General features: G+C 61.3%; 20 protein-coding genes and 1 pseudogene. 15 read left to right on the top strand and 6 right to left on the bottom strand.

The annotated features are described in order from the left end of the window. Nucleotides 1-78 precede the first annotated feature (78 nt). Nucleotides 79-834 carry an SDR family oxidoreductase gene (locus PRI8871_RS05980; RefSeq protein ID WP_181389388.1) on the top strand — a complete coding sequence of 252 codons (756 nt, stop codon included), beginning with the start codon at nucleotides 79-81 and terminating at the stop codon, nucleotides 832-834. On the opposite strand, the gene PRI8871_RS05975 is transcribed toward PRI8871_RS05980, so the two are convergent. After that, nucleotides 831-1,823 carry an adenosine kinase gene (locus PRI8871_RS05975; protein WP_108885294.1) on the bottom strand — a complete coding sequence of 331 codons (993 nt, stop codon included), beginning with the start codon at nucleotides 1,821-1,823 and terminating at the stop codon, nucleotides 831-833. The two genes, PRI8871_RS05980 and PRI8871_RS05975, sit on opposite strands and share 4 nt — an antisense overlap. Then, on the bottom strand, nucleotides 1,820-2,464 hold the full coding sequence (nth, locus tag PRI8871_RS05970; RefSeq protein ID WP_108885867.1) for an endonuclease III: 645 nt from the start codon (nucleotides 2,462-2,464) through the stop codon (nucleotides 1,820-1,822). The genes PRI8871_RS05975 and nth overlap by 4 nt, the downstream gene beginning before the upstream one ends. A 95-nt stretch (nucleotides 2,465-2,559) precedes the next feature. On the opposite strand from nth, the gene PRI8871_RS05965 reads away from it, so the two are divergent. Together PRI8871_RS05965 and PRI8871_RS05960 are read left to right on the top strand one after the other, a co-directional pair. After that, nucleotides 2,560-3,405 (top strand): methylated-DNA--[protein]-cysteine S-methyltransferase, encoded by an 846-nt coding sequence (locus PRI8871_RS05965; protein WP_108885293.1) that lies wholly within the window; start codon nucleotides 2,560-2,562, stop codon nucleotides 3,403-3,405. 102 nt (nucleotides 3,406-3,507) lie between these two features. Next, nucleotides 3,508-4,176, top strand: coding sequence for a YiaD family glycine zipper/OmpA-like lipoprotein (locus PRI8871_RS05960; protein ID WP_108885292.1), 669 nt, complete (start codon nucleotides 3,508-3,510; stop codon nucleotides 4,174-4,176). 72 nt (nucleotides 4,177-4,248) lie between these two features. On the opposite strand, the gene dalA is transcribed toward PRI8871_RS05960, so the two are convergent. Then, the gene (gene dalA / locus PRI8871_RS05955; RefSeq protein WP_108885291.1) at nucleotides 4,249-4,764 is read right to left on the bottom strand and encodes a divisome-associated lipoprotein DalA; all 516 of its coding nucleotides are present in this window, start codon (nucleotides 4,762-4,764) and stop codon (nucleotides 4,249-4,251) included. Nucleotides 4,765-4,928: 164 nt separating this feature from the next. Between dalA and PRI8871_RS05950 the strand changes: the two genes are divergently transcribed. Both PRI8871_RS05950 and PRI8871_RS05945 read left to right on the top strand, forming a co-directional pair. Then, nucleotides 4,929-5,531, top strand: coding sequence for a L,D-transpeptidase (locus PRI8871_RS05950; RefSeq protein WP_108885290.1), 603 nt, complete (start codon nucleotides 4,929-4,931; stop codon nucleotides 5,529-5,531). 155 nt (nucleotides 5,532-5,686) lie between these two features. Next, nucleotides 5,687-5,872, top strand: coding sequence for a hypothetical protein (locus tag PRI8871_RS05945; protein ID WP_108885289.1), 186 nt, complete (start codon nucleotides 5,687-5,689; stop codon nucleotides 5,870-5,872). A gap of 80 nt (nucleotides 5,873-5,952) precedes the next feature. On the opposite strand, the gene hemH is transcribed toward PRI8871_RS05945, so the two are convergent. Next, the gene (hemH, locus tag PRI8871_RS05940) at nucleotides 5,953-7,002 is read right to left on the bottom strand and encodes a ferrochelatase (RefSeq protein WP_108885288.1); all 1,050 of its coding nucleotides are present in this window, start codon (nucleotides 7,000-7,002) and stop codon (nucleotides 5,953-5,955) included. Nucleotides 7,003-7,066: 64 nt separating this feature from the next. Next, the gene (locus PRI8871_RS05935; RefSeq protein WP_108885287.1) at nucleotides 7,067-7,882 is read right to left on the bottom strand and encodes a methyltransferase domain-containing protein; all 816 of its coding nucleotides are present in this window, start codon (nucleotides 7,880-7,882) and stop codon (nucleotides 7,067-7,069) included. Nucleotides 7,883-7,912: 30 nt separating this feature from the next. Between PRI8871_RS05935 and PRI8871_RS05930 the strand changes: the two genes are divergently transcribed. Genes PRI8871_RS05930 through PRI8871_RS05915 form a run of 4 tightly spaced genes read left to right on the top strand, consistent with a single transcriptional unit; the run spans nucleotide 7,913 to nucleotide 10,181 of the window. Continuing rightward, nucleotides 7,913-8,632: a double zinc ribbon domain-containing protein gene (locus tag PRI8871_RS05930; protein ID WP_108885866.1), complete on the top strand. Its 720-nt coding sequence runs from the start codon at nucleotides 7,913-7,915 to the stop codon at nucleotides 8,630-8,632. Between the two features lie 18 nt (nucleotides 8,633-8,650). Further along, entirely contained in the window at nucleotides 8,651-8,908 is a 258-nt protein-coding gene (gene grxC, locus PRI8871_RS05925) for a glutaredoxin 3 (RefSeq protein ID WP_108885286.1), read from the top strand. Continuing rightward, entirely contained in the window at nucleotides 8,908-9,741 is an 834-nt protein-coding gene (locus PRI8871_RS05920) for a carbon-nitrogen hydrolase family protein (RefSeq protein WP_108885285.1), read from the top strand. The genes grxC and PRI8871_RS05920 overlap by 1 nt, the downstream gene beginning before the upstream one ends. Then, nucleotides 9,738-10,181 carry a MarR family winged helix-turn-helix transcriptional regulator gene (locus PRI8871_RS05915; protein ID WP_108885284.1) on the top strand — a complete coding sequence of 148 codons (444 nt, stop codon included), beginning with the start codon at nucleotides 9,738-9,740 and terminating at the stop codon, nucleotides 10,179-10,181. Before PRI8871_RS05920 ends, PRI8871_RS05915 begins: the two co-directional genes overlap by 4 nt. Here the strand turns inward: PRI8871_RS05915 and ubiG are convergent, their stop codons facing one another. Then, nucleotides 10,182-10,919 (bottom strand): bifunctional 2-polyprenyl-6-hydroxyphenol methylase/3-demethylubiquinol 3-O-methyltransferase UbiG, encoded by a 738-nt coding sequence (ubiG, locus tag PRI8871_RS05910; RefSeq protein WP_108885283.1) that lies wholly within the window; start codon nucleotides 10,917-10,919, stop codon nucleotides 10,182-10,184. Nucleotides 10,920-10,970: 51 nt separating this feature from the next. Here ubiG and pip point away from each other — a divergent pair, with 51 nt between their 5' ends. The 6 genes and pseudogenes from pip to hypF all read left to right on the top strand — a co-directional run bounded on the left by pip (nucleotide 10,971) and on the right by hypF (nucleotide 19,672). Then, nucleotides 10,971-11,951: a prolyl aminopeptidase gene (gene pip, locus PRI8871_RS05905; RefSeq protein ID WP_108885282.1), complete on the top strand. Its 981-nt coding sequence runs from the start codon at nucleotides 10,971-10,973 to the stop codon at nucleotides 11,949-11,951. 18 nt (nucleotides 11,952-11,969) lie between these two features. After that, nucleotides 11,970-13,496 (top strand): ABC transporter substrate-binding protein, encoded by a 1,527-nt coding sequence (locus tag PRI8871_RS05900; RefSeq protein WP_108885281.1) that lies wholly within the window; start codon nucleotides 11,970-11,972, stop codon nucleotides 13,494-13,496. 113 nt (nucleotides 13,497-13,609) lie between these two features. Then, nucleotides 13,610-14,944 (top strand): PAS domain-containing sensor histidine kinase, encoded by a 1,335-nt coding sequence (locus tag PRI8871_RS05895; protein WP_108885280.1) that lies wholly within the window; start codon nucleotides 13,610-13,612, stop codon nucleotides 14,942-14,944. Beyond that, nucleotides 14,941-15,933, top strand: a complete 993-nt coding sequence (locus PRI8871_RS05890) for an NADH-quinone oxidoreductase subunit B family protein (protein WP_108885279.1) — start codon at nucleotides 14,941-14,943, stop codon at nucleotides 15,931-15,933. Before PRI8871_RS05895 ends, PRI8871_RS05890 begins: the two co-directional genes overlap by 4 nt. After that, entirely contained in the window at nucleotides 15,930-17,363 is a 1,434-nt protein-coding gene (locus PRI8871_RS05885) for a nickel-dependent hydrogenase large subunit (protein ID WP_108885278.1), read from the top strand. The genes PRI8871_RS05890 and PRI8871_RS05885 overlap by 4 nt, the downstream gene beginning before the upstream one ends. Before the next feature lie 73 nt (nucleotides 17,364-17,436). Then, nucleotides 17,437-19,672 (top strand): annotated as a pseudogene (gene hypF, locus PRI8871_RS05880) (carbamoyltransferase HypF). Nucleotides 19,673-19,831: the final 159 nt, after the last annotated feature.

The following is a 19,831-nucleotide window of genomic DNA, read 5'->3' as shown; positions in this document are numbered from 1 at the left end:
CCAATGCGAGTAGAGAATCTGAGCAATTCCTCACATTCTGAAGGCCAGTTAGGGCATGTGCAATTCAAAGGTTTGGGTATGGGCGATATTTCAGGGAAACGCATTCTGGTGACGGGCGCGACACGTGGCATTGGGCGCGAATTGGTGCGCCAGATCGGGGCGCGGGGCGGCAAGGTCTTGGCTGTGGCGCGTGATCCGGCGGCGCTTGCAAGGCTCCAATCTCAAGAGGCTTGCGTCGTCGATGTGCTAGAGGCGGATTTGGTCGAACCGGACATCGCGCGGGGGGTGGTGAACTGGGTTCTGGATCAGCATCCCACTTGCGCGGGGCTGATGAACAACGCGGCAATCATGAACTACCCGGTTCTGACCGATACGCCTGACCAGCATTACGATGCGATCGCGGAAGAGGTTCAGATCAACCTTATCTCGGCGATGCAATTGGCGACCGGTATGCTTCAAGTTCTGGCGGGCCAACCCGGCGGGTTTATCGTCAACGTGACCTCGGGGCTTGGGATTGCACCGAAGGCGGACGCGCCGGTTTACTGCGCCACCAAGGCTGCAATGCGCAGCTTTACCCGGACGCTGCGCTATCAGATCGAAGACGCCAATTTAGGCATTCAAACGTTCGAAGCCATTCTGCCAGTGGTTGATACCACGCTGTCACGCGGTCGGCCTGAACGGAAAATGCCCCCGTCCGAGGCGGCAGCGGCCATTCTGGATGGGGTGGCCCGGAACAAGCATGAGATTTTGATCGGCAAAGCGCGGTTGCTGCCGCGCTTGATGCTGGTGTCTCCGGCGCTGACCCATCGGATCATGCGCCGGATGCAGGCTTAGCCAATCAACTCAGCGTGGCGGAACAACGAGGCGATATTGGCCTCAGGGCGCGGGCCCATGTGGCTGATGACCTCGCCCGCGCAGATCGTGCCCATGCGGCCGCAGGTTTCCATATCGCGGCCCGTGGCCAACCCATAAAGGAAGCCAGCGGCGAACTGGTCGCCCGCGCCGGTCGCATCAACGGGGATCACCTTTTTCACCGGCACATCGGTGCGCACACCGTTATGGACGATCGTCACACCATCGCCAGAACGGGTGCAAACAACCAACGGGCAAATCGCGGCAACGCGGGCCAGATCGGCATCCAGATCCTGATCTTGGAACAGCGAGCGGATCTCGTCTTCGTTGCCGATGACATAGTCCATTTCGTTCTGGATCAGCTTGATGAAGTCCTCTCGGTGACGTTCAACGCAGAACGGATCAGAGATCGCGATCCCGGCCTTGCCACCCGCCGCGCGGCAGGTGCGGGCGGTGCGAATAAACGCCTCTTTGCCCTTGGGCTTGTCGAACAGATAGCCCTCAAGAAACACGATCTCGGCCTCGGCGGCGACGTCTTCGGACACATCTTCGGGGCCAAGTTCGGCGGAAATCCCAAGGTAGGTGTTCATCGACCGCTCACCATCGGGCGAGACGAAGATCATGCTGCGCGAGGTTGGCAAATCGCCGCCCGGAACAGGGGCGTTCACGAAATCGGTGCCGTCTTTCTCCATCGCGCTGGCGTAAAAACGGCCCAAGGCATCGTCATGGACGCGGCCAATAAACGCGGTGCGCAGGCCAAGATTGCCCAGACCCGCCAAGGTGTTGGCAACCGATCCGCCGGGTGCCTGAACGCGGCTTTCCATAGCTCCATACAGCACCTGCGCGCGGTCTTTTTCGACCAGTTGCATGATGCCTTTCTGGATGCCCATCATCTCAAGAAAGGTGTCTTCGGCGCGGGTCAGCACGTCAACGATGGCGTTGCCGATACCGACAACCTGATACTTTTTCATGGGGTCTTATCCTCGAACTCACAGAGGTCGCGTATCAAGCACGCGTTGCATTTCGGTTTCCGCGCGACACAGGTGTAGCGGCCATGCAGGATCAGCCAGTGATGCGCATGGCGTTGAAAATCGGCGGGGATGTTGTCTTCGATGGCGCGTTCCACGGCCACCACGTCTTTGCCGGGGCAGATGCCGCTGCGGTTGCCGACACGGAAAATGTGGGTATCGACGGCCTGCGCCGGATGCCCCCACCACATGTTCAGCACCACATTCGCGGTTTTACGGCCCACGCCCGGCAGGCTTTCCAATGCGGCACGGGAATTGGGCACCTCGCCGCCGTACTGATCGACCAAGATCTGACTTAGCTTGATGACGTTCTTGGCCTTGTTGCGATACAGGCCGATCGTCTTGATATGTTCAATCACGCCCTCTTCGCCCAAGGCCAGCATCTTGGCGGGCGTATCGGCGATTTTGAACAATTCGCGCGTGGCTTTGTTCACACCCGCATCTGTCGCCTGCGCCGACAATGCCACGGCAACGACAAGGGTATAGACGTTCACATGCTCCAGCTCGCCCTTGGGTTCGGGCTCGGACGCTTGGAAGCGGGTAAAGATCTCGCGGATCGTGTGATAATCGAGTTGTTTGGCCATCGCATTGTCTATGCCTTGGCCGCGCATGATGCGCAACAATCGGGTCGCGTGACGCGGTGCAATCTTTCAGTATGTTTGCACCGATAGGAGGCCCCATGAGCACTTCAGACGACCAAGGCTACCATTTCCACGTCATGCGCCGGGCATTGGACGCCATCGACGGGGCCGAGCCCAACATCACGCTGGAGGCGCTGGCGCGTGACATGAACATGAGCCCCGCCCATTTTCAGCGGGTGTTTTCGCGCTGGGTGGGCGTGTCGCCAAAGCGGTATCAGCAGTATCTGACGCTTGGCCATGCCAAGGCGTTGCTGCAAGACCGGTTCACCACGCTAAGCGCGGCGCATTCGGTTGGCCTGTCGGGGTCTGGCCGCCTGCATGATCTGTTTGTGCGGTGGGAGGCGATGAGCCCCGGCGACTACGCAAAACAGGGCGCTGGGCTGACCATTTACTGGGGCTGGTTCGATAGCCCCTTTGGCCCGGCCTTGGTGATGGGCACCGAGAAGGGCATTTGCGGCATCGGCTTTGCGTCTGAAGTCGATGAGGCCCACGCCATGGAGGATCTGGTAGGTCGCTGGCCCAAGGCGGATTTCGTCGAAGACCCGATGCGGTTGCGGCCTTGGGTTCTGGCGGCCTTTGGGCAATCGGGGGATTTGACCGAAACGCCGCTCTATCTGATTGGCGCGCCCTTTCAGATCAAAGTGTGGGAGGCGCTGCTGGCCATTCCCTCAGGTCATGTCACCACCTATTCCGAGATCGCTCAGCACATTGGCCACCCCAAAGCGGTGCGCGCGGTGGGAACGGCCGTGGGGCGCAACCCGATCAGCTATCTGATTCCCTGCCACCGGGCCTTGCGGAAATCGGGCGGATTGGGCGGCTATCATTGGGGCTTGCCGGTGAAAAGATGCCTGCTTGCGTGGGAAGCTGCCCGACTTGAGGCATAATTGGCGGATCTTTGCCGGAACCAATCAGCCTTATTGTGCGTTTTTGGTTCGCCTGCGCTAAACACAAAGGCAGAACAGACATCTGCCACGAGAAGGGCACCTATGATTCGAGCACGCATTCCCCTGACCGTCGTCACCCTGTCGGTGTTGACTCTGACCGCCTGTAGCCAGCCGGCCTATCAACCTAACCCGCAGCCTGCCACCAAAACGCAAAAAGGCGCGTTGCTGGGCGGGGCCATCGGTGGCCTGCTGGGCGCCATGTCGGGCGACAATGGCGCCGAAAAACGCCAGAACGCCATCAAAGGCGCCATCATCGGCGCCGCGGGCGGCGCGATCATCGGGAACCAGCTGGACAAGCAAGAGGCCGATCTGCGCAACCAGCTTGGCAATGACAATGTGACGATCCAAAACACCGGCGACCGCCTGATCGTGACCATGCCGCAGGACATCCTGTTTGCGACCGACAGCGCGACGCTGCGCCCGGACCTGACGCGTGATCTGCGCACGGTGGCACAGAACCTGATCGCCTACCCGGACACCACGGTTCAGGTCATCGGCCACACCGACAACACGGGCGATGCCACCTACAACCAAAACCTGTCGGTTAGCCGCGCTCGCTCGGTTGCCAATGTTCTGGTTGGCGAAGGCGTTCAGTCCTACCGCGTTCAGGCCTTTGGCCGGGGCGAGTCGCAGCCTGTGGCAAGCAACCTGACCCCGGAAGGCCGTCAGCAGAACCGCCGCGTGGAAATCGTGATCCTGCCGAACGCCTGATCTGATTTGCGGGCAACAAAAAAGGGTGTCGCAATCGCGGCACCCTTTTCGTTTGTCCAAATGTGGGGCGGATCAGCCGCCCATCACCAACGTCCACCAGATCTTGCCATTGGCCTCCTGGTACCAGGCAAAGCCCATGTCGCGGGCATTCGCATCCAGCAGGATCGCGCGGGTCGAAGGTTCTTCCATCCAGGCGCTGAGGGTCTCAAGCTCGGTCTCATAGGTTTCCGAGATCGTCTCACCCAGAAGGGTGCCGGGGTATCCCACACGCGCCACACGGTCGATCGGCGACGACCCGTCCGACCCGAAGTGCCAAGGACGGTTCTGAACCGCCATATCGCGCGCGTGAGTCGCGGCAGCGGCGTTCAGTTGCGCGTTCAGCTGAACGGGCGCATCCCCCGCTGCGGTGCGGAGCGAGTTGACCGAGTCGAGCATACGGAACTGGATTTTGCCTTCATCGCGCGCGCTCATCCGATAGACGCGGGGCAGCGGTTTGCCATCCGGCCCAAGGGTCGGCGCAGTGGTTGTGGTGGTGCATGACGCCAGAACCAGCAATAGGACGGACAGCAACGCGGAAATTCTGGTCATTAAGCAGTACCTTTGATCTTGCTAGACCTGAGATAGCGCGTTCAAAGTGGCTAATCAAACCCACAACAGCGTGAACACGCCACCTGACAAGTCTTTGATTTGCGACTGAGGCATTCTCGCCATAAAAATGACACAGGCAGTTTTACTGAACGGAGTTACAGGTCATGGCCAAACCGGCACATACCGCCCTTAACCGCAGGGCTTTTCTGGCGGGCGCAGCGGCCACCGTTGGTGTTCCGGCCGTGGCGCAGGACTTGAACGGCGCGGACACGGTTGAAATCGAACGCGACATCTCGACCGTCGTGCGGCGCAACATCTCCAGCTTTCGGACGCTGGATTGGCAACCCTATTTCAGCAACCTGAACAACGGGGCGATTCTTGTCGATATCACCTCACGGGCGCTGCATTACTGGTCGGCTGACGGGGAAAATTATAAGCTTTATCCCACCTCTGTGCCGCTTACCGAGGATCTGACGCGCCGTGGCCGCACAAATGTTGTGCGCAAGGTCGAAGGCCCGGAATGGCGCCCGACTCCGTCGATGAAACTGCGCAATCCCGAGTGGCCGGACTACGTTGGGCCGGGGCCTGATAACCCGCTTGGGACCCATGCTTTGTACCTAAGTTGGCAATATTACCGGATTCACGGCACCCACGACACGCGCAAGATCGGGCGGCGTTCTTCGAACGGCTGCATCGGGCTTTATAATGAACATATTGCCGAACTTTTTAGCCTTGCGAATGTAGGCACTCAGGTGTTGCTAATTTGACGACATTTTAGCAGCCCACAGGGTCTAACCTTAAAGATGGGTTTGCATTCCCAAGGATTTACTGGTTAGACAAAAGTTACGAGGTAAGTCTTGGGTGCTTGTCGTTCTTGTTCCCGTTGTGGGAGACGCCAGGCGAATATCTGGAGGATACTACTATGAAAAAACTCGTTCTCGCCGCTGCTCTGACCGCCGCTGCTTCGACCGCATTCGCTGGCAACATGGCCGAGCCCGTAATGGAGCCGGTTGTTGTTGTTGAAGAGCAAGCCGCTTCGTCGTCGTCGGCTGGTCTGATCGTTCCGCTGGTTCTGATCGCCATCGCAGCAGCAGTTGCAAACAACTAAGTCATTCTTGACTTGGATGAATATGAGAAAGGCGGAGCGTTTGCTCCGCCTTTTTCTTTTCCGGGGGATGGTCGGGCGGCTTAGTCCAGCCAGCCCTTGAGATTGTCGCTGATGATGTCCGACAGCGCCCCGATATGGGCTTCGTCGTCGTTCAGGCAGGGGATGTAAGTAAAGCTCTCGCCGCCTGCATGCTCAAAGCTTTCGCGGATCTCTTCGTTGATCTCTTCCAGCGTCTCAATGCAGTCGGCCGAAAAGGCAGGGGCGATGACCGCGATGCGCTTCTTGCCTTCATCCTTGGCCACACGCGCCACTTCTTCGACGGTATAGGGCTTTAGCCATTCCTCAGGCCCAAAGACCGATTGGAACGTCGTACGGATTCGGTCATCTGCCCAGCCCAGACGTTCCTTCAGCAGACGCGTCGTTTTCTGGCATTGGCAATGGTAGGGATCGCCCTGCATCAGATAGCGTTTCGGCATCCCGTGATAGGACACGATCAGCAGGTCCGGGTCATGGTCCAGTTTGGCATAGGCGCGTTCAACCGATTGGGCCAAGGCGTCGATGTATTTCGGATCTTCGAAATAAGGATCGACCACGCGGGCCGTCGGTTGCCATGTTTCCTCCATCAAGGCGCGGAAGAATTGGTCATTGGCCGTGCCAGAGGTCGCGCCCGCGTATTGCGGATAAAGCGGCAAAAACAGGATCTTGTGACAGCCCGCCTCGACCATCTCGCGGACCTTGGACTTGGTCGAGGGATTGCCGTAGCGCATACAGAAATCCACCATGACTGAGTCGCCGTAACGGGCCTTCATCTGCTCGGCAATCGCCGCTGTCTGCTGTTTGGTCAGCGTCATCAGCGGGCTTTCGTTCCGCTCTTCGTTCCAGATCGATTTATACGCCTTGCCCGATGAAAACGGCCGCTTGGTCAGGATGATCAACTGAAGCAGCGGCTGCCATTTCCATTTGGGGTAATCAATCACCCGCTGGTCCGACAGGAATTCGTTCAGATACCGGCGCATTGGCCAATAGCTATAGGCATCCGGCGTGCCCAAATTGGCCAGCAACACGCCAACCTTGCTGGCCGGCATGGCCGGGTGATTGGCAGGGGCGAAAGGGGGCTTGGCTGCGCTCATGGTCACTGTCCTGGCTTCGGTGTTTTTTGATTTATACGCAGGGTGATCGGCTTTGGATCAAAGTTCAATCACGCAGCGCTTTTTCCTGCGTTCCCAGCGCATCGGCCAGACGGGCCGCCGCCGATCCGGGCCGCAGGGGCTGGGGTTGGCTGGCGTCGGGTGCCCAGCCTGTCAGGGTGATCAGGTCAAACGTTGCCGGAATGCGCCCGTCGGGCAGCGCATGCGCGTCGGAATAGCGGCGGGCGGCCTCTAGCAACACAGCGCGGCGTGACGGGCGGCGCAGACGGGCGGTCATGGCATTGCCTTCGCCCATCCCGCGCAGATCGCGCATCAGATGCAGCGCCGAGGCATAGCTGGCTTTCAGCGGTAGGCTGTCGGCGACCGGCAGGGCAAACCCGGCCCGCTGCAACAACCCGCCGTAGTCGCGGATCTCGCCCATGGGCAGAACGCGAGGCGACAACCCGCCCGTCACGGCGGTTTCGGCCTCGGCCAGTGCGGTGCGCAACTCATTCAGCGTTTGGCCGCCAAAGGTGATTGTCATCATCAACCCATCGGGCCGAAGCGCGTGGCGGCATTGGATCAACTGGCCCACCGGATCGTTCGACCAATGCAGGCAAAGTGCGTGGATCACCAGATCATGCGCACCGGGCTGAAGCGCCAAGACATCATCATCGGGGACAATCACCGCATCCGGGAAAGCCGCTCGCCAAATCTCGGGGAAGGGCGTGACAATTGCTGGCGCCGTAAACGAACGGTTAACCATCATCAGGCGATCCTGAACATCGTCGCACGCGGTTTCGTGAAGAAATGTCACCGGGTTGCCGGAAATCCGGGCCCTTTGGCGCATCAGCGCGTGGCGGTCGATCAGATCCTGGCTCATGGGGCGGTATTTATGCGTCTGACGTCTTTGATGCAATCATCGCTTTCGTTGCTCTATCCGGCGCGGTGCCTGTGCTGTGGCGGCATGGTGGATGGTCTGAACGGGCTGTGCGGCCCGTGCTGGCGCGATCTGCCATTGCTTGGGGCAGGGTGCTATGGCTGTGCCGCGCCGCTTCCGTCCCTTCAACCGGGCGAGGAGGCGTATTGCGACGATTGTCTGACCGCGCCGCGCCCGTGGCGGCGGGGGGTGGCGGCGCTGGGGTACTCTGGTACGGCACGGCAGTTGGTTTTGGCCTTAAAACATGGGGATCGTCACGACATTAGCAAACCGGCGGCCACATGGCTGGCCCGCCCGCTGCGCGATCTGGTGACGGCGGACACAGTGTTGGTGCCCGTGCCGCTTCACCCGTGGCGGCGGCTGGCGCGGCGGTTCAACCAATCGGCGCTGATTGCGCAGGATCTGGCGGATGTTCTGGGGTGCGACTGGGCCCCCGATGCCTTGCGCCGCACGACCCGCACCCGAAGTCTTGGCGGGCTGACACGGGATGAACGGCACGCGCTGATGTCCGATGCAATCGCCCCGAACCCCAAGTACAGTTTGCAAGGTCGCGCAGTTGTGATTGTGGATGATGTGATGACCAGCGGGGCAACTTTTTCTGCCACAACAACAGCGGCCTATGCTGCGGGCGCAAAAGATGTATGCGTTGCAGCACTGGCGCGTGTCACCAAGGAGGCTTACATAAAGACCTGAACAAGAAAGGTCCGCACTATGCCTGCTGTCGAAATCTATACCTCGCCCCTTTGTGGGTTTTGCCACGCCGCCAAACGCCTGCTGAAGCAAAAGGGCGTCGAGTTCACGGAAATCGACGTTTGGGAAGATCCCGCGCGCAAGCCCGAAATGATCGAGCGCGCCAATGGTGGTCGCACCGTTCCGCAGATCTTCATTGGCGACACCCATGTGGGTGGCTGCGACGACCTTTATGCCCTCGACAAAGCGGGCAAGCTTGACCCGCTGCTGCAAAGCTGATGCGCGTCGCTCTGCTTCAGATCACGTCGTCCGACGATCCTGCCGCGAACCTGCAAATGGTGACCGGGATGATTGCCGATGCCGTGGCTCAGGGGGCAGAGTTTATCGCAACGCCTGAGGTCACGAACTGCGTTTCCGCCAGCCGTGCGCATCAGGCAGAAGTTCTGCGCACTGAGGCCGAAGATGCCACGCTGGCCGGTCTGCGCAATGCGGCCAAGCGGCATGGCGTCTGGCTGCTGATTGGGTCAGTGGCGCTCAAATCCGACCCACCCGAAGAACGCTTTGCCAACCGGTCTTTCCTGATTGGCCCGGATGGCGCGATCGTGGCCCGCTATGACAAGATGCACATGTTCGACGTGCAAGTCAGCGAGGCGGAAACTTACCGCGAATCGAGCGGGTATGCGCCGGGCAATCAGGCGGTTCTGGCCGACACGCCTTTGGGCAAATTTGGCCTGACCATCTGTTATGACGTGCGGTTCGCTTATCTCTATCGCGCCCTTGCGCAGGCCGGTGCACAGATCCTGACGGTGCCTGCTGCGTTTTCACCCGGCACTGGCCCGATGCATTGGGAACCACTGCTCAAGGCGCGTGCGATTGAGACAGGCTGTTTCGTGATTGCGCCTGCACAAACCGGCACGCATTCAGCCGAAGTTGGCCGTCAACGCACAACTTATGGGCACAGCATGGTGATTTCCCCGTGGGGGGAGGTTTTGTGTGATGCAAAAATGGCACCCGGCGTCCACATTGTAGACTTGGACCTCGACGAGGTTGCCCAAGCCCGTCATAAAATTCCGTCATTACAACATGATATTTCGTTTAAAGGCCCTGAATGAGTGACAGCAACGCCCTTGCCATTTCGCTGTTCAGTGAGCTTTTGACAGCGGATCAGCTTCTTCGGAACCGCCTGACGCGCGTTTTGCCGAACAAGATGGAAATTTCTCACTTCTCGGTGCTCAATCATTTGGCACGTGGCAATTCCGAACGCACGCCCGCCCAATTGGCCCGCAGCTTTCACGTCACGCGCGGGGCAATGACCAACACACTGAGCAAATTGGAACTGGCCGGATATGTGCACATCCGCCCTGATTGGGACGATGCCCGCCGCAAGATGGTGTCGATCAGCCCGGCGGGTCTGGCCGCGCGGGATGCGGCCATGGCGGTGATCACGCCGATCATCACGGAAATGGTGGACGAACTGGGCGACCAGAAAGTCCGGTCCGCCCTGCCCATTCTGCGCGAATTGCGCGTCAAGCTTGAGATCGAGACGAGCTGATTATGGTTTGATCGAGGCGGTGACGTAGTTCACGCTCAGATCCCGGTCTGAAATCTTCCAGCCCCAAGTCACCGGGTTAAAGACAAACCCTTTGCGGTCAACCGGGTCCAGCCCTGCATTTCGGATCAGGTCGAACAGTTCATCGGGCGTGATGAACTTATGCCATTCATGCGTGCCCTTGGGCAGCCAACGCATCACGTATTCCGCGCCAACAATCGCCATGGCAAAGCTTTTGGGGTTGCGGTTGATGGTCGAACACAGGTGCAGCCCGCCCGGTTTCAGCAATTGCTGGCAGGCGGTCAGATAGGCCAGCGGGTCGGCCACATGTTCCACCACTTCCATGTTCAGCACCACGTCGAACTGTTCGCCCGCGGCGGCCATCGCCTCGGCGGTGGTGAAACGATAGTCAATCTCAAGACCCGATTGCGCGGCGTGGGCTTTTGCGACGGGGATGTTCCGCTCGGCCGCATCAACGCCGATCACCGTGGCCCCAAGCCGGGCCATGGGTTCGCATAGCAATCCGCCGCCGCAACCGATGTCCAGCAGGCGCAGCCCTTCGAACGGGCGGGCGGTGTTCAGATCGCGGCCATATTCGCCCGCGATTTGCGTGGTGATGTAATCCAACCGGCAGGGGTTCAGCATATGCAGCGGCTTGAACTTGCCATTCGGGTCCCACCATTCGGCGGCCATTGCTTCAAACTTGGCAATCTCTGCGGGGTCGACTGTCGTTGTGCTCATTGCTGAGAAATCCCATGGTCTTTTCGGACATATGCCCAATATAGTTGGCGCATGAATAATTTCCCGAGCCAAATGCGCGCAACCCAGTATCTCTTTCCCCCGATTGATCCGTTCGATCAGCGGATGATCGACACAGGTGATGGACATCAAGTCTATGTCGAGCAATGCGGCAATCCGCAGGGCGTGCCGGTGATCGTTTGTCACGGCGGGCCGGGCGGTGGATGCAGCCCTGCAATGCGCCGGTATTTCGATCCGGCGTTCTATCGCGTTGTCCTGTTCGATCAGCGCGGGTGCGGGCGGTCCACGCCCCATGCCAGCGTCAAGAACAACACGACATGGGATCTGGTCGAGGATATGCAGCGTATCCGGGCCGAACTGGGCCTAGATAAGGTCATTTTGTTCGGCGGCAGTTGGGGCGCGACGCTGGCGTTGGTCTATGCGATCACCCATCCGCAGGCCGTGTCAGCGGTGGTGCTGCGCGGTGTCTTCCTGATGACACAGAGCGAGTTGGACTGGTTCTATGGTGGCGGCGCGGCGCAGTTCTGGCCGGAAACCTGGGCGCGGTTCGCCGCCCCCATCCCCGAAGACGAACGCGGCGACATGATCGCGGCTTATCACCGGCGGCTGTTCAGTGGCGATCTGCCGCAGGAAACGCGGTTCGCCCGCGAATGGTCCGCATGGGAAAATGCGCTGGCTTCGGTCTATTCCAACGGGCAGGGCGGCGAATCTCCGGGGGATTACGCGCGGGCCTTTGCCCGGCTTGAGAATCATTACTTCGTCAATCACGGCTTCCTTGGGGAAGACGACTGGATCATGAACCGCGTGAACAATCTGGCCGATATCCCCGGTTTCATCGTTCAGGGACGCTACGATATGATCTGCCCGCCGCACAAAGCCTATGGTTTGGCCAAGGCTTGGCCGGGTTGTGACTTGCGGATGATACGCAATGCGGGCCATGCTCTGTCAGAACCTGGGATCAGTGCCGAACTGGTCCGCATCATGAACCAAATCGCCAGCCTCTCGGTGGCCTAAGACAGGAGACGCGCAGACATGACCCGTATCAGCCGACGCGGCCTTCTGACCTCGGGTGCTGCGGCAGGTGTGCTGGCCGCCAGTGGTCTGCCCTTGTCGGCCTCGGCCCGGCGTGGCGGAACGCTGCGGGTTGGGCTGTCGGGCGCGTCGGTGCATGATACGTGGGACGCCCGCTATCACCGTGACCTGTTCATGATGGTCGCGGGGCAAGGCGCGGTCTTCGACACCCTGACCGAGATCGCGGCCGATGGATCGCTGCGCGGCGAATTGGCGACCCAATGGCAGGCCAGTGCGGATGCGCGTGTCTGGACCATTGACCTGCGCAAAGGCGTGACCTTCCACAACGGCAAGCCGTTCAACGTGCGCGATGTCATCGCCTCGTTCCAGTTGCACCTTGATCCGGCTGTCGCCTCCCCGGCGCGTCCGATCATTGCGATGATCGAAGACATGACCGCGCTGGGCCCGCATCAGATGCAGATCACGCTGCACCAAGGCAATGCCGATTTCCCCTATCTGCTGTCGGATTATCACCTGCTGATCTACCCCGAAGGCCAGATCGAAGCCGCCATTGCGCGGGGCATCGGCACGGGGCTGTATCGCGTGGATCGGTTTGAGCCGGGTAAATTGCTGACCGCCCAGCGCGTCGGCAGCCACTACAAGGGCGATAGCGCCGGGTTCTTTGACCGGATTGAGCTGACCGCCGTGCCGCATGGCCGCGATCGCGCCCGCGCCTTGATGGCGGCCCGTGTCGATGTGATCGACCAAGTGGACCCGGCCCTTGCGCCCAAAGTTCAGGCGCATCCGGGCCTGAACCTGCTGGAAACCAACGGCAACGCACATGTCAGCTTTGGGCTGCGCATGTCCGCGTCACCCTTGGATCAACTGTCTGTCCGCAAGGCGCTGAAACACGGGATCGACCGCGAAACCATGCTTGATGTTGCGCTGGGCGGGCGCGGGCAAGTGGCGGCCGATAGCCCTGTTGGCCCGGCCAACCAGTATTACGTAGATCTGCCCGCCATTCCCTATGACCCGGATCTGGCGCGGTATCACTTGCGTCAAGCCGGGCTTGATCGGCTATCGCTGGATCTGAGCATTGCGCCCACCGATTTCGCACAGGCCGAAGAGGCGGGCGAGGTGTTCCGCGCCTCGGCTGAGGCGGCGGGGATCGCGCTGCATCTTCAAAGCGACATCAGCGATCTGCGCTTTGAACGGCCCTGCTGCGCCGCCCGGTGGTCTGGCCGCGCGACCGAAGATTGGATGCTGACCACAGCCTATGCCGCCGGCGCACCGTGGAACTTTGGCGGATGGGATCACCCACGCTTCCAATCGCTTCTGGCCTCGGCCCGGTCGGAATTGGACAGCATCAAGCGCCAAGACATCTATGCCGAACTGCAATTCATCCTGCGCGACGAAGGCAATATGCTGATTCCGGCCTTTGTGGCCGATGTTCAGGGCGTGTCCAAACGCATCGCCCATGGTGCAACCGTCGGCAGCCACTGGCCGCTGGACAATGCGCGCTTGGCTGAACGGTGGTGGATGGCCTGATCGCGCATTCGGGCGCAATTGGCTGATCGCTTTCCACTTGCGGCCGCAGCGCCGGAAAAATCGCACAACGCGACGGCTTCCCATTTTTCGCGACCCCCAATAGGCTGTCCTTCATGGTAGACCAAGGACTTAGCCCAGACTCGTCTGATCGCCCTGCGGACATGGGGGACCGCGCGTGGGCTGATGTTCTGTTGGCCGTTGACCGGACCTATGCCGAACTGGTCGAGTATCAGGAACAGCTAGAAGCCCGAAACACCGAACTGACCGCATTGCGTGAGTTTCTGGGGTCGGTCATGGCGTCTGTCAGTGACTTGCTGATCGTGTCGGGCCGGGATGGCAAAATCGCCGATGCCAGCGCATCTTTCTGCGACATGGTCTCGACCTCGATCCACGAACTGTCAGGGCGACAATTGGGTGATTTCTTTGACCCCGAGGCCCGCGCCCGCATGCAACACACCATTGAAACGGTCTTCGCCACGCGCCAGCCCGCCACGATCGAGGCCGAGTTGATGACCGACAAAGGCCCCGATCCGGTGGAATTTCGCGTCGCGCCCCGTCTGGATCGGCGGCGCAAGGCGACGGGAGTTGTTCTGACGGGCCGCCCTTTGGGTGAACTCCGCCGTGCCTATTCTGAGTTGGAGGCCAGCCACAAAGACCTGAAAGACGCTCAAAGCCAGTTGGTGCGCAACGAAAAGCTGGCCTCGCTTGGCCGCCTTCTGGCCGGTGTCGCGCATGAGCTGAACAACCCAATCAGCTTTGTCTATGCCAACGCCCATGCCTTGGAAAAATACGTGAACCGGTTTGAAACCTACTTCGAACGGGTGCAAGCCGGTGCGCCGCGCAGCGAACTGGTCGATCTGCGGCAATCACTGCGGCTGGATCGCGACCTGAAGAACCTGCGCACCGCGATTGTGGGCGCTCGGGATGGGGCTGAGCGGGTGCGCGACATTGTCGAAGACCTGCGCCGCCTGTCCGCCGATGGGGCCGGGGAAATGACCCTGTTCGATCTGACCGACACCGCCCGGATCGCCGTCAATTGGGTAGAGCGCGGGACCAAGTCCAAGGTTGATATCCACTGGCAGGGCGAGGCGAAGTGCATGGCCATGGGTCGCCCCGGCCACATCCAGCAGGTGCTGATGAACCTCGTGCAGAACGCCGTTGATGCCATGGAGGGGGTGGAAACCCCCAAGATCGCGATCACGCTGGCCTATGACGGGCCTTGGTCTGTTCTGACCATCCGCGATTCCGGGCCGGGCGTGCCGCCGGATGTGGCGCAGCACATCTTTGATCCGTTCTTCACCACCAAGCCCGCCGGGCGCGGCACCGGGCTTGGCCTGTCGATTTCGCACAAGATCATGGAAGAACACGGCGGTCAGCTAGAACTGGTTCAGGGCAGGGAGGGCGCGTGCTTTCGCCTGACGCTGGGCCGTGGAGGCGCACAAAAATGAATATCCTGTGGCTCCAATCGGCGGGCTGCGGCGGCTGCACGATGTCGCTGCTTTGTGCCGAAGATCCAAACGTCTTTGATTTGCTGGACGGCGCAGGCTTGCACTTCCTGTGGCACCCTTCGCTGAGCGAGGCGACCGGCGCCGAGGTTCGGCGATTGCTGGCGCAGGTTGAGGCGGGGGAAATCCCGCTGGATATCCTTTGCGTCGAAGGCTCGATCCTGATGGGGCCAAATGGCTCGGGCCGCTATCAAATGTTGGCAGGCACTGGCCGGTCCATGCTGGACTGGCTGCGCAGCTTGGCCCCGCTGGCCCGGCACGTGGTGGCGGTTGGCACTTGCGCGACCTATGGCGGCATCACCACCGCCGGTGAGAACCCCGCCGATGCGATTGGCGTGCAATATGACGGATCGCACATTGGTGGCGCGCTGCCTGCCGATTTTCGCGACAAATCCGGGCTGCCGGTGATCAATATCGCGGGTTGCCCGACGCATCCCGATTGGGTGACCGAAACGCTGCTGATGCTGGCCGAAGGGGCCATGGGCTCTGATGCGCTGGACGGCTATGGGCGGCCCCGGTTCTACGCCGACAATCTGGTGCATCACGCCTGCCCCAAGAACGAATTCTACGAATACAAAGCCAGCGCAACGCAACTGTCGGAAATGGGCTGCATGATGGAGCATTTGGGCTGCATCGGCACGCAGGCGGTTGGCGATTGCAACATTCGCGGCTGGAATGGCGCGGGCAGTTGCACCCGTGCGGGCTATCCCTGCATCAACTGCACCGCCCCCGAATTCGAAGACCCCGGCCACGGCTTTACCGAAACGCCCAAGTTCGCGGGCATTCCCGTTGGCTTGCCCTCTGACATGCCCAAAGCGTGGTTCATGGCGCTGGCGTCACTGTCCAAGGCGGCGACACCGCACCGGATCGGGGTCAATGCCACGCAGGACCGTATCGCCGTTCCGCCCAGCCTGAAGAAGCCGAAACCATGACCGAAGACACCACCTTGCTTGTTGGCCCGTTCAACCGCGTCGAAGGCGATCTGGAAATCCGGTTGGATGTGGCCGATGGCGCGGTCGGCGCGGCCTATGTCAATTCGCCCCTGTTTCGCGGCTTCGAACGGATGCTGCTGGGCAAAGGCGCGATGGATGCCCTGACGATCACGCCGCGCATCTGCGGGATTTGTTCGATCAGCCAATCCATGGCGGCGGCTTTGGCGCTGGCCGATGCGGGCAGGGTGACGCCTGCGCCGAACGGGGCGCGGGTGGCGGCCCTATTGCATGCGGTTGAAAACGTGGCTGACCATGTGACCCACTTTAACCTGTTCTTTATGCCGGATTTTGCCCGACCGGTGTATGCAGATCGCCCTTGGCACAGTGCGGCGGTGGACCGCTTTACCGCGCAGCGCGGATCGGCCCTGCGTGCCTCGATCGAAGCGCGGGCCAAGCTGCTGCATATCGTTGGGCTTCTGGGGGGCAAGTGGCCGCATACGCTGGCCATTCAGCCCGGCGGGGTGACACGTGCGCCCACCATGCGCGACAAGATCCGCATTGGCGCGGATCTGCGGGCCTTCCGCCGATATCTTGAGGATCAGGTTTTTGGCGCACCGGTTGAGGCCGTGGCCGACCTGACGACGCTCGATCAGCTTGAGGCGTGGGATACCGGCGATCTGGGCCTGTTCGTGACCATCGCGCGGGATTGCGGGCTAGAGGCGATGGGCAAGGGCGAGGGGCGCTATATGTCCTTCGGGGCCTATCCGCATCCCGAAGGGCCGATCTTTGCCTCGGGCGTTTGGGATGGGGGCGCAGTGCGCCCGGTTGACGCCGGCGGCATCGTTGAAGAGCTGGGTCATAGCTGGATGCTGGGATCGGCGGCGCATCCGTCGCAGGGCGACACACTGCCCGATGAGGCGATGCGGGATGCGGCCTATAGCTGGTGCAAGGCCCCGCGCCTGAACGGCCAAACGGTTGAGACCGGCGCCTTGGCGCGGCAGATCGTCGATGGCCACCCACTGGCGCTGGCCCTTGCGGCTGAAGGCGGCGTGCGGGCGCGGGTGATGGGCCGATTGCTGGAACTGGCGCAGACGCAGATCGCGCTTGAGGCGCTGTTGGCGCGGATAGATCCGGCAGAGCGGTTTATGGTCGAGGCCGCAGCCCCGCGTGATGGGCAGGGCGCCGGTATGGTTGAGGCAGCACGCGGCGCGCTGGGGCATTGGTGCACCATCGAAGGCGGAAAGATCACCGGCTATCAGATCATCGCACCCACGACCTGGAACTTTAGTCCGCGCGATGATCGCGGTGTTGCTGGGCCGGTTGAGGCCGCTTTGGTTGGTGCACCTGTGCGCCCCGGCGAAGACACGCCCATCGCCGTGCAGCATATCGTGCGCAGTTTTGATCCTTGCATGGTGTGCACGGTGCATTGACCGGGCAAGGGGGCTGTCTGCCCCCTCTGCGCCTGCGGCGCATTCACCCCCGAGGAATATTTGAGGTCAGAAAATGCAGCAGGACGGTTTTCTTATCCGGGTGCGGGGCCAGGTTCAGGGGGTTGGATTTCGTCCCTTTGTTTGGGCTTTGGCGCGGCGGATGGGGGTGCGCGGCGTTGTTCTGAACGATCCTGAAGGTGTTTTGATCCGCTGTGTTTGTGCGAATGTATCTGTGTTCGCAGCGGCGTTGCGGGACGAGGCCCCACCCTTGGCGCGGGTGGACGCCGTTGAGGTCGCGGCGGCGCGCGTTGAGATTGGTGAGGGGTTCGAGATCGGTGCCAGCGAAGGGGTTGGGGCCGAAACGCGGGTGACGCCGGATGCGGCGAGTTGCGAGGCGTGCTTGGCCGAGATGCGCGATGCCTCAGACCGGCGGTATGGCTATCCGTTTGTGAATTGTACCCATTGTGGGCCGCGGTTCACGATCGTGACCGGACTACCCTATGATCGGTGGCGGACAACGATGGCGCGGTTTGCGCTCTGTTCGGACTGCGCGGCGGAATATGGCGATCCGGCGGATCGACGGTTTCACGCGCAGCCGGTGGCCTGCCCGGTGTGCGGGCCTCGTGTTTGGATTGAGCCGGAGGCCGATGATCCGATTGCAGCGGCGGCGGAGCGATTGTTGGCGGGGCAGGTGCTGGCGATCAAGGGGCTTGGCGGGTTTCACTTGGCTGTGGATGCGACGAATGCGGTGGCTGTGGATCTATTGCGCGAGCGGAAGCGCCGTCCGGGGAAGCCATTGGCCTTGATGGGCACGCTGGAGATGGTGCGCAGATATGCGGATCTATCGGAGAGCGCAGAGGCTTTGCTCGCCGATCCTGCCGCGCCGATTGTGTTGCTGCCGATTGAAGGTGAGCCTTTGCCTGAGGCGCTGGCCCCGGGGCAGGGGCAGCTGGGGTGGATGCTGCCCTATACGCCGTTGCATCATCTGGTGTTGGAGGCGGTTGGCCGGCCCTTGGTGATGACCTCGGGCAACCTCTCGGGTGAGCCGCAGGTGATTGGCAATGATGAGGCACGCGACAAGCTAAGCGCTTTTGCCGATGCCTTCCTCATGCATGACCGCGATATCGCGCGGCGCTTGGATGACAGCGTTGAGCGCGCCGATCCGCCGATGGTGCTGCGCCGGGCGCGGGGGCGGGTGCCTGGGACAGTGCCTTTGCCCAATGGGTTTGAGGATGCGCCGCAGGTGGTGGCCTATGGCGGGCAGATGAAAGGCGCGATCTGTTTGCTGAAGAACGGGCAGGCGCTGCTGGGGCATCATCTGGGGGAGCTGGATGAGGCGCTGACCTGGGATGCGTTCTTGGCCGCAGATCGGGACTACGCAGACCTGTTTGACCATAAGCCTACGGTTGTGGCTGTGGATCTGCACCCCGATTTTCGTCCCTCGCGGCATGGGGCCGCGCGGGCCGAGGCGGAGGGGGGCGCGGCTGATTGAGGTGCAGCATCACCACGCGCATTTGGCGTCTTGCTTGGCCGAAAATGGCTGGCCATTGGAAGGCGGCGAAGTGGCCGGGATCGTCTTGGATGGGCTGGGGCTTGGTCCCGATGGCACCGTTTGGGGCGGCGAGGTGTTGCTGGGCGATTACCGGGGGTATGAGCGGCGGTCTTGGCTGAAGCCTGCGCCCTTGATCGGCGGTGACCGCGCGCAGGCCGAGCCTTGGCGCAATGCTTTGGTGCGGCTCGATCAGGCGGGCCTTGGCGATTGGGCGGATCGGGTGTTTGCAGGGCTGCCCTTGGCGATGGCGCGGATGGCGGCGGACAAGGGGCTGAATGCGCCGATGTCGTCCAGCGCGGGGCGGCTGTTTGATGCGGTGGCGGCGATTCTGGGCATTTGTCCTGAGGCGCAAAGCTATGAGGGTGAGGCGGCCATGCGGCTTGAGGCCATGGCAGCGCGGTCTGGTCTTGGGCCCTTGTGGGACGTGCCGGATGGGGCCGAGATTGATCCCGTCGCGATGATCCGCGCTTTGGTGGCCGGGCTTGAGGCGGGGGAGTGCCCGGACCGCTTGGCTTGGGCATTTCACGATTGGCTTGCACGGGCCTTTGCGGCGCAAGCGCGTGGTTTGGTTGCGGATGGCGCGGCAAAGGCTGCGGCCTTATCCGGTGGGTGTTTCCAGAACGCACTGCTATTGACCCTGACGCGCAAAGCCTTGGGCGACTTGCCGGTGTTGCTGCACGAACGGACACCCGCGAATGATGGCGGTCTGGCCCTGGGGCAGGCGGTGATCGCTGCTGCGCAGGGGGCGGTGGGTTGAAAACCCACCCTACGGCGGCCCGCAATCGGTAAGCCGCTTATCACCTATTTCGGAAAATTGGTTACCACCTTCCCGATTGCGGGTGCAGAAATCCCCCCAAATTTTCGCTTAAATATCTGTAAAACATAGACCTTCTCAAGGTGCACAGGTTTTGCGCAT

Origin of the sequence: Pseudoprimorskyibacter insulae, assembly GCF_900302505.1 — a bacterium.
Lineage (GTDB): Bacteria > Pseudomonadota > Alphaproteobacteria > Rhodobacterales > Rhodobacteraceae > Pseudoprimorskyibacter > Pseudoprimorskyibacter insulae.
The sequence above is the reverse complement of the archived record's forward strand: the minus strand, read 5'-3'. Positions and strand labels throughout refer to the sequence as shown.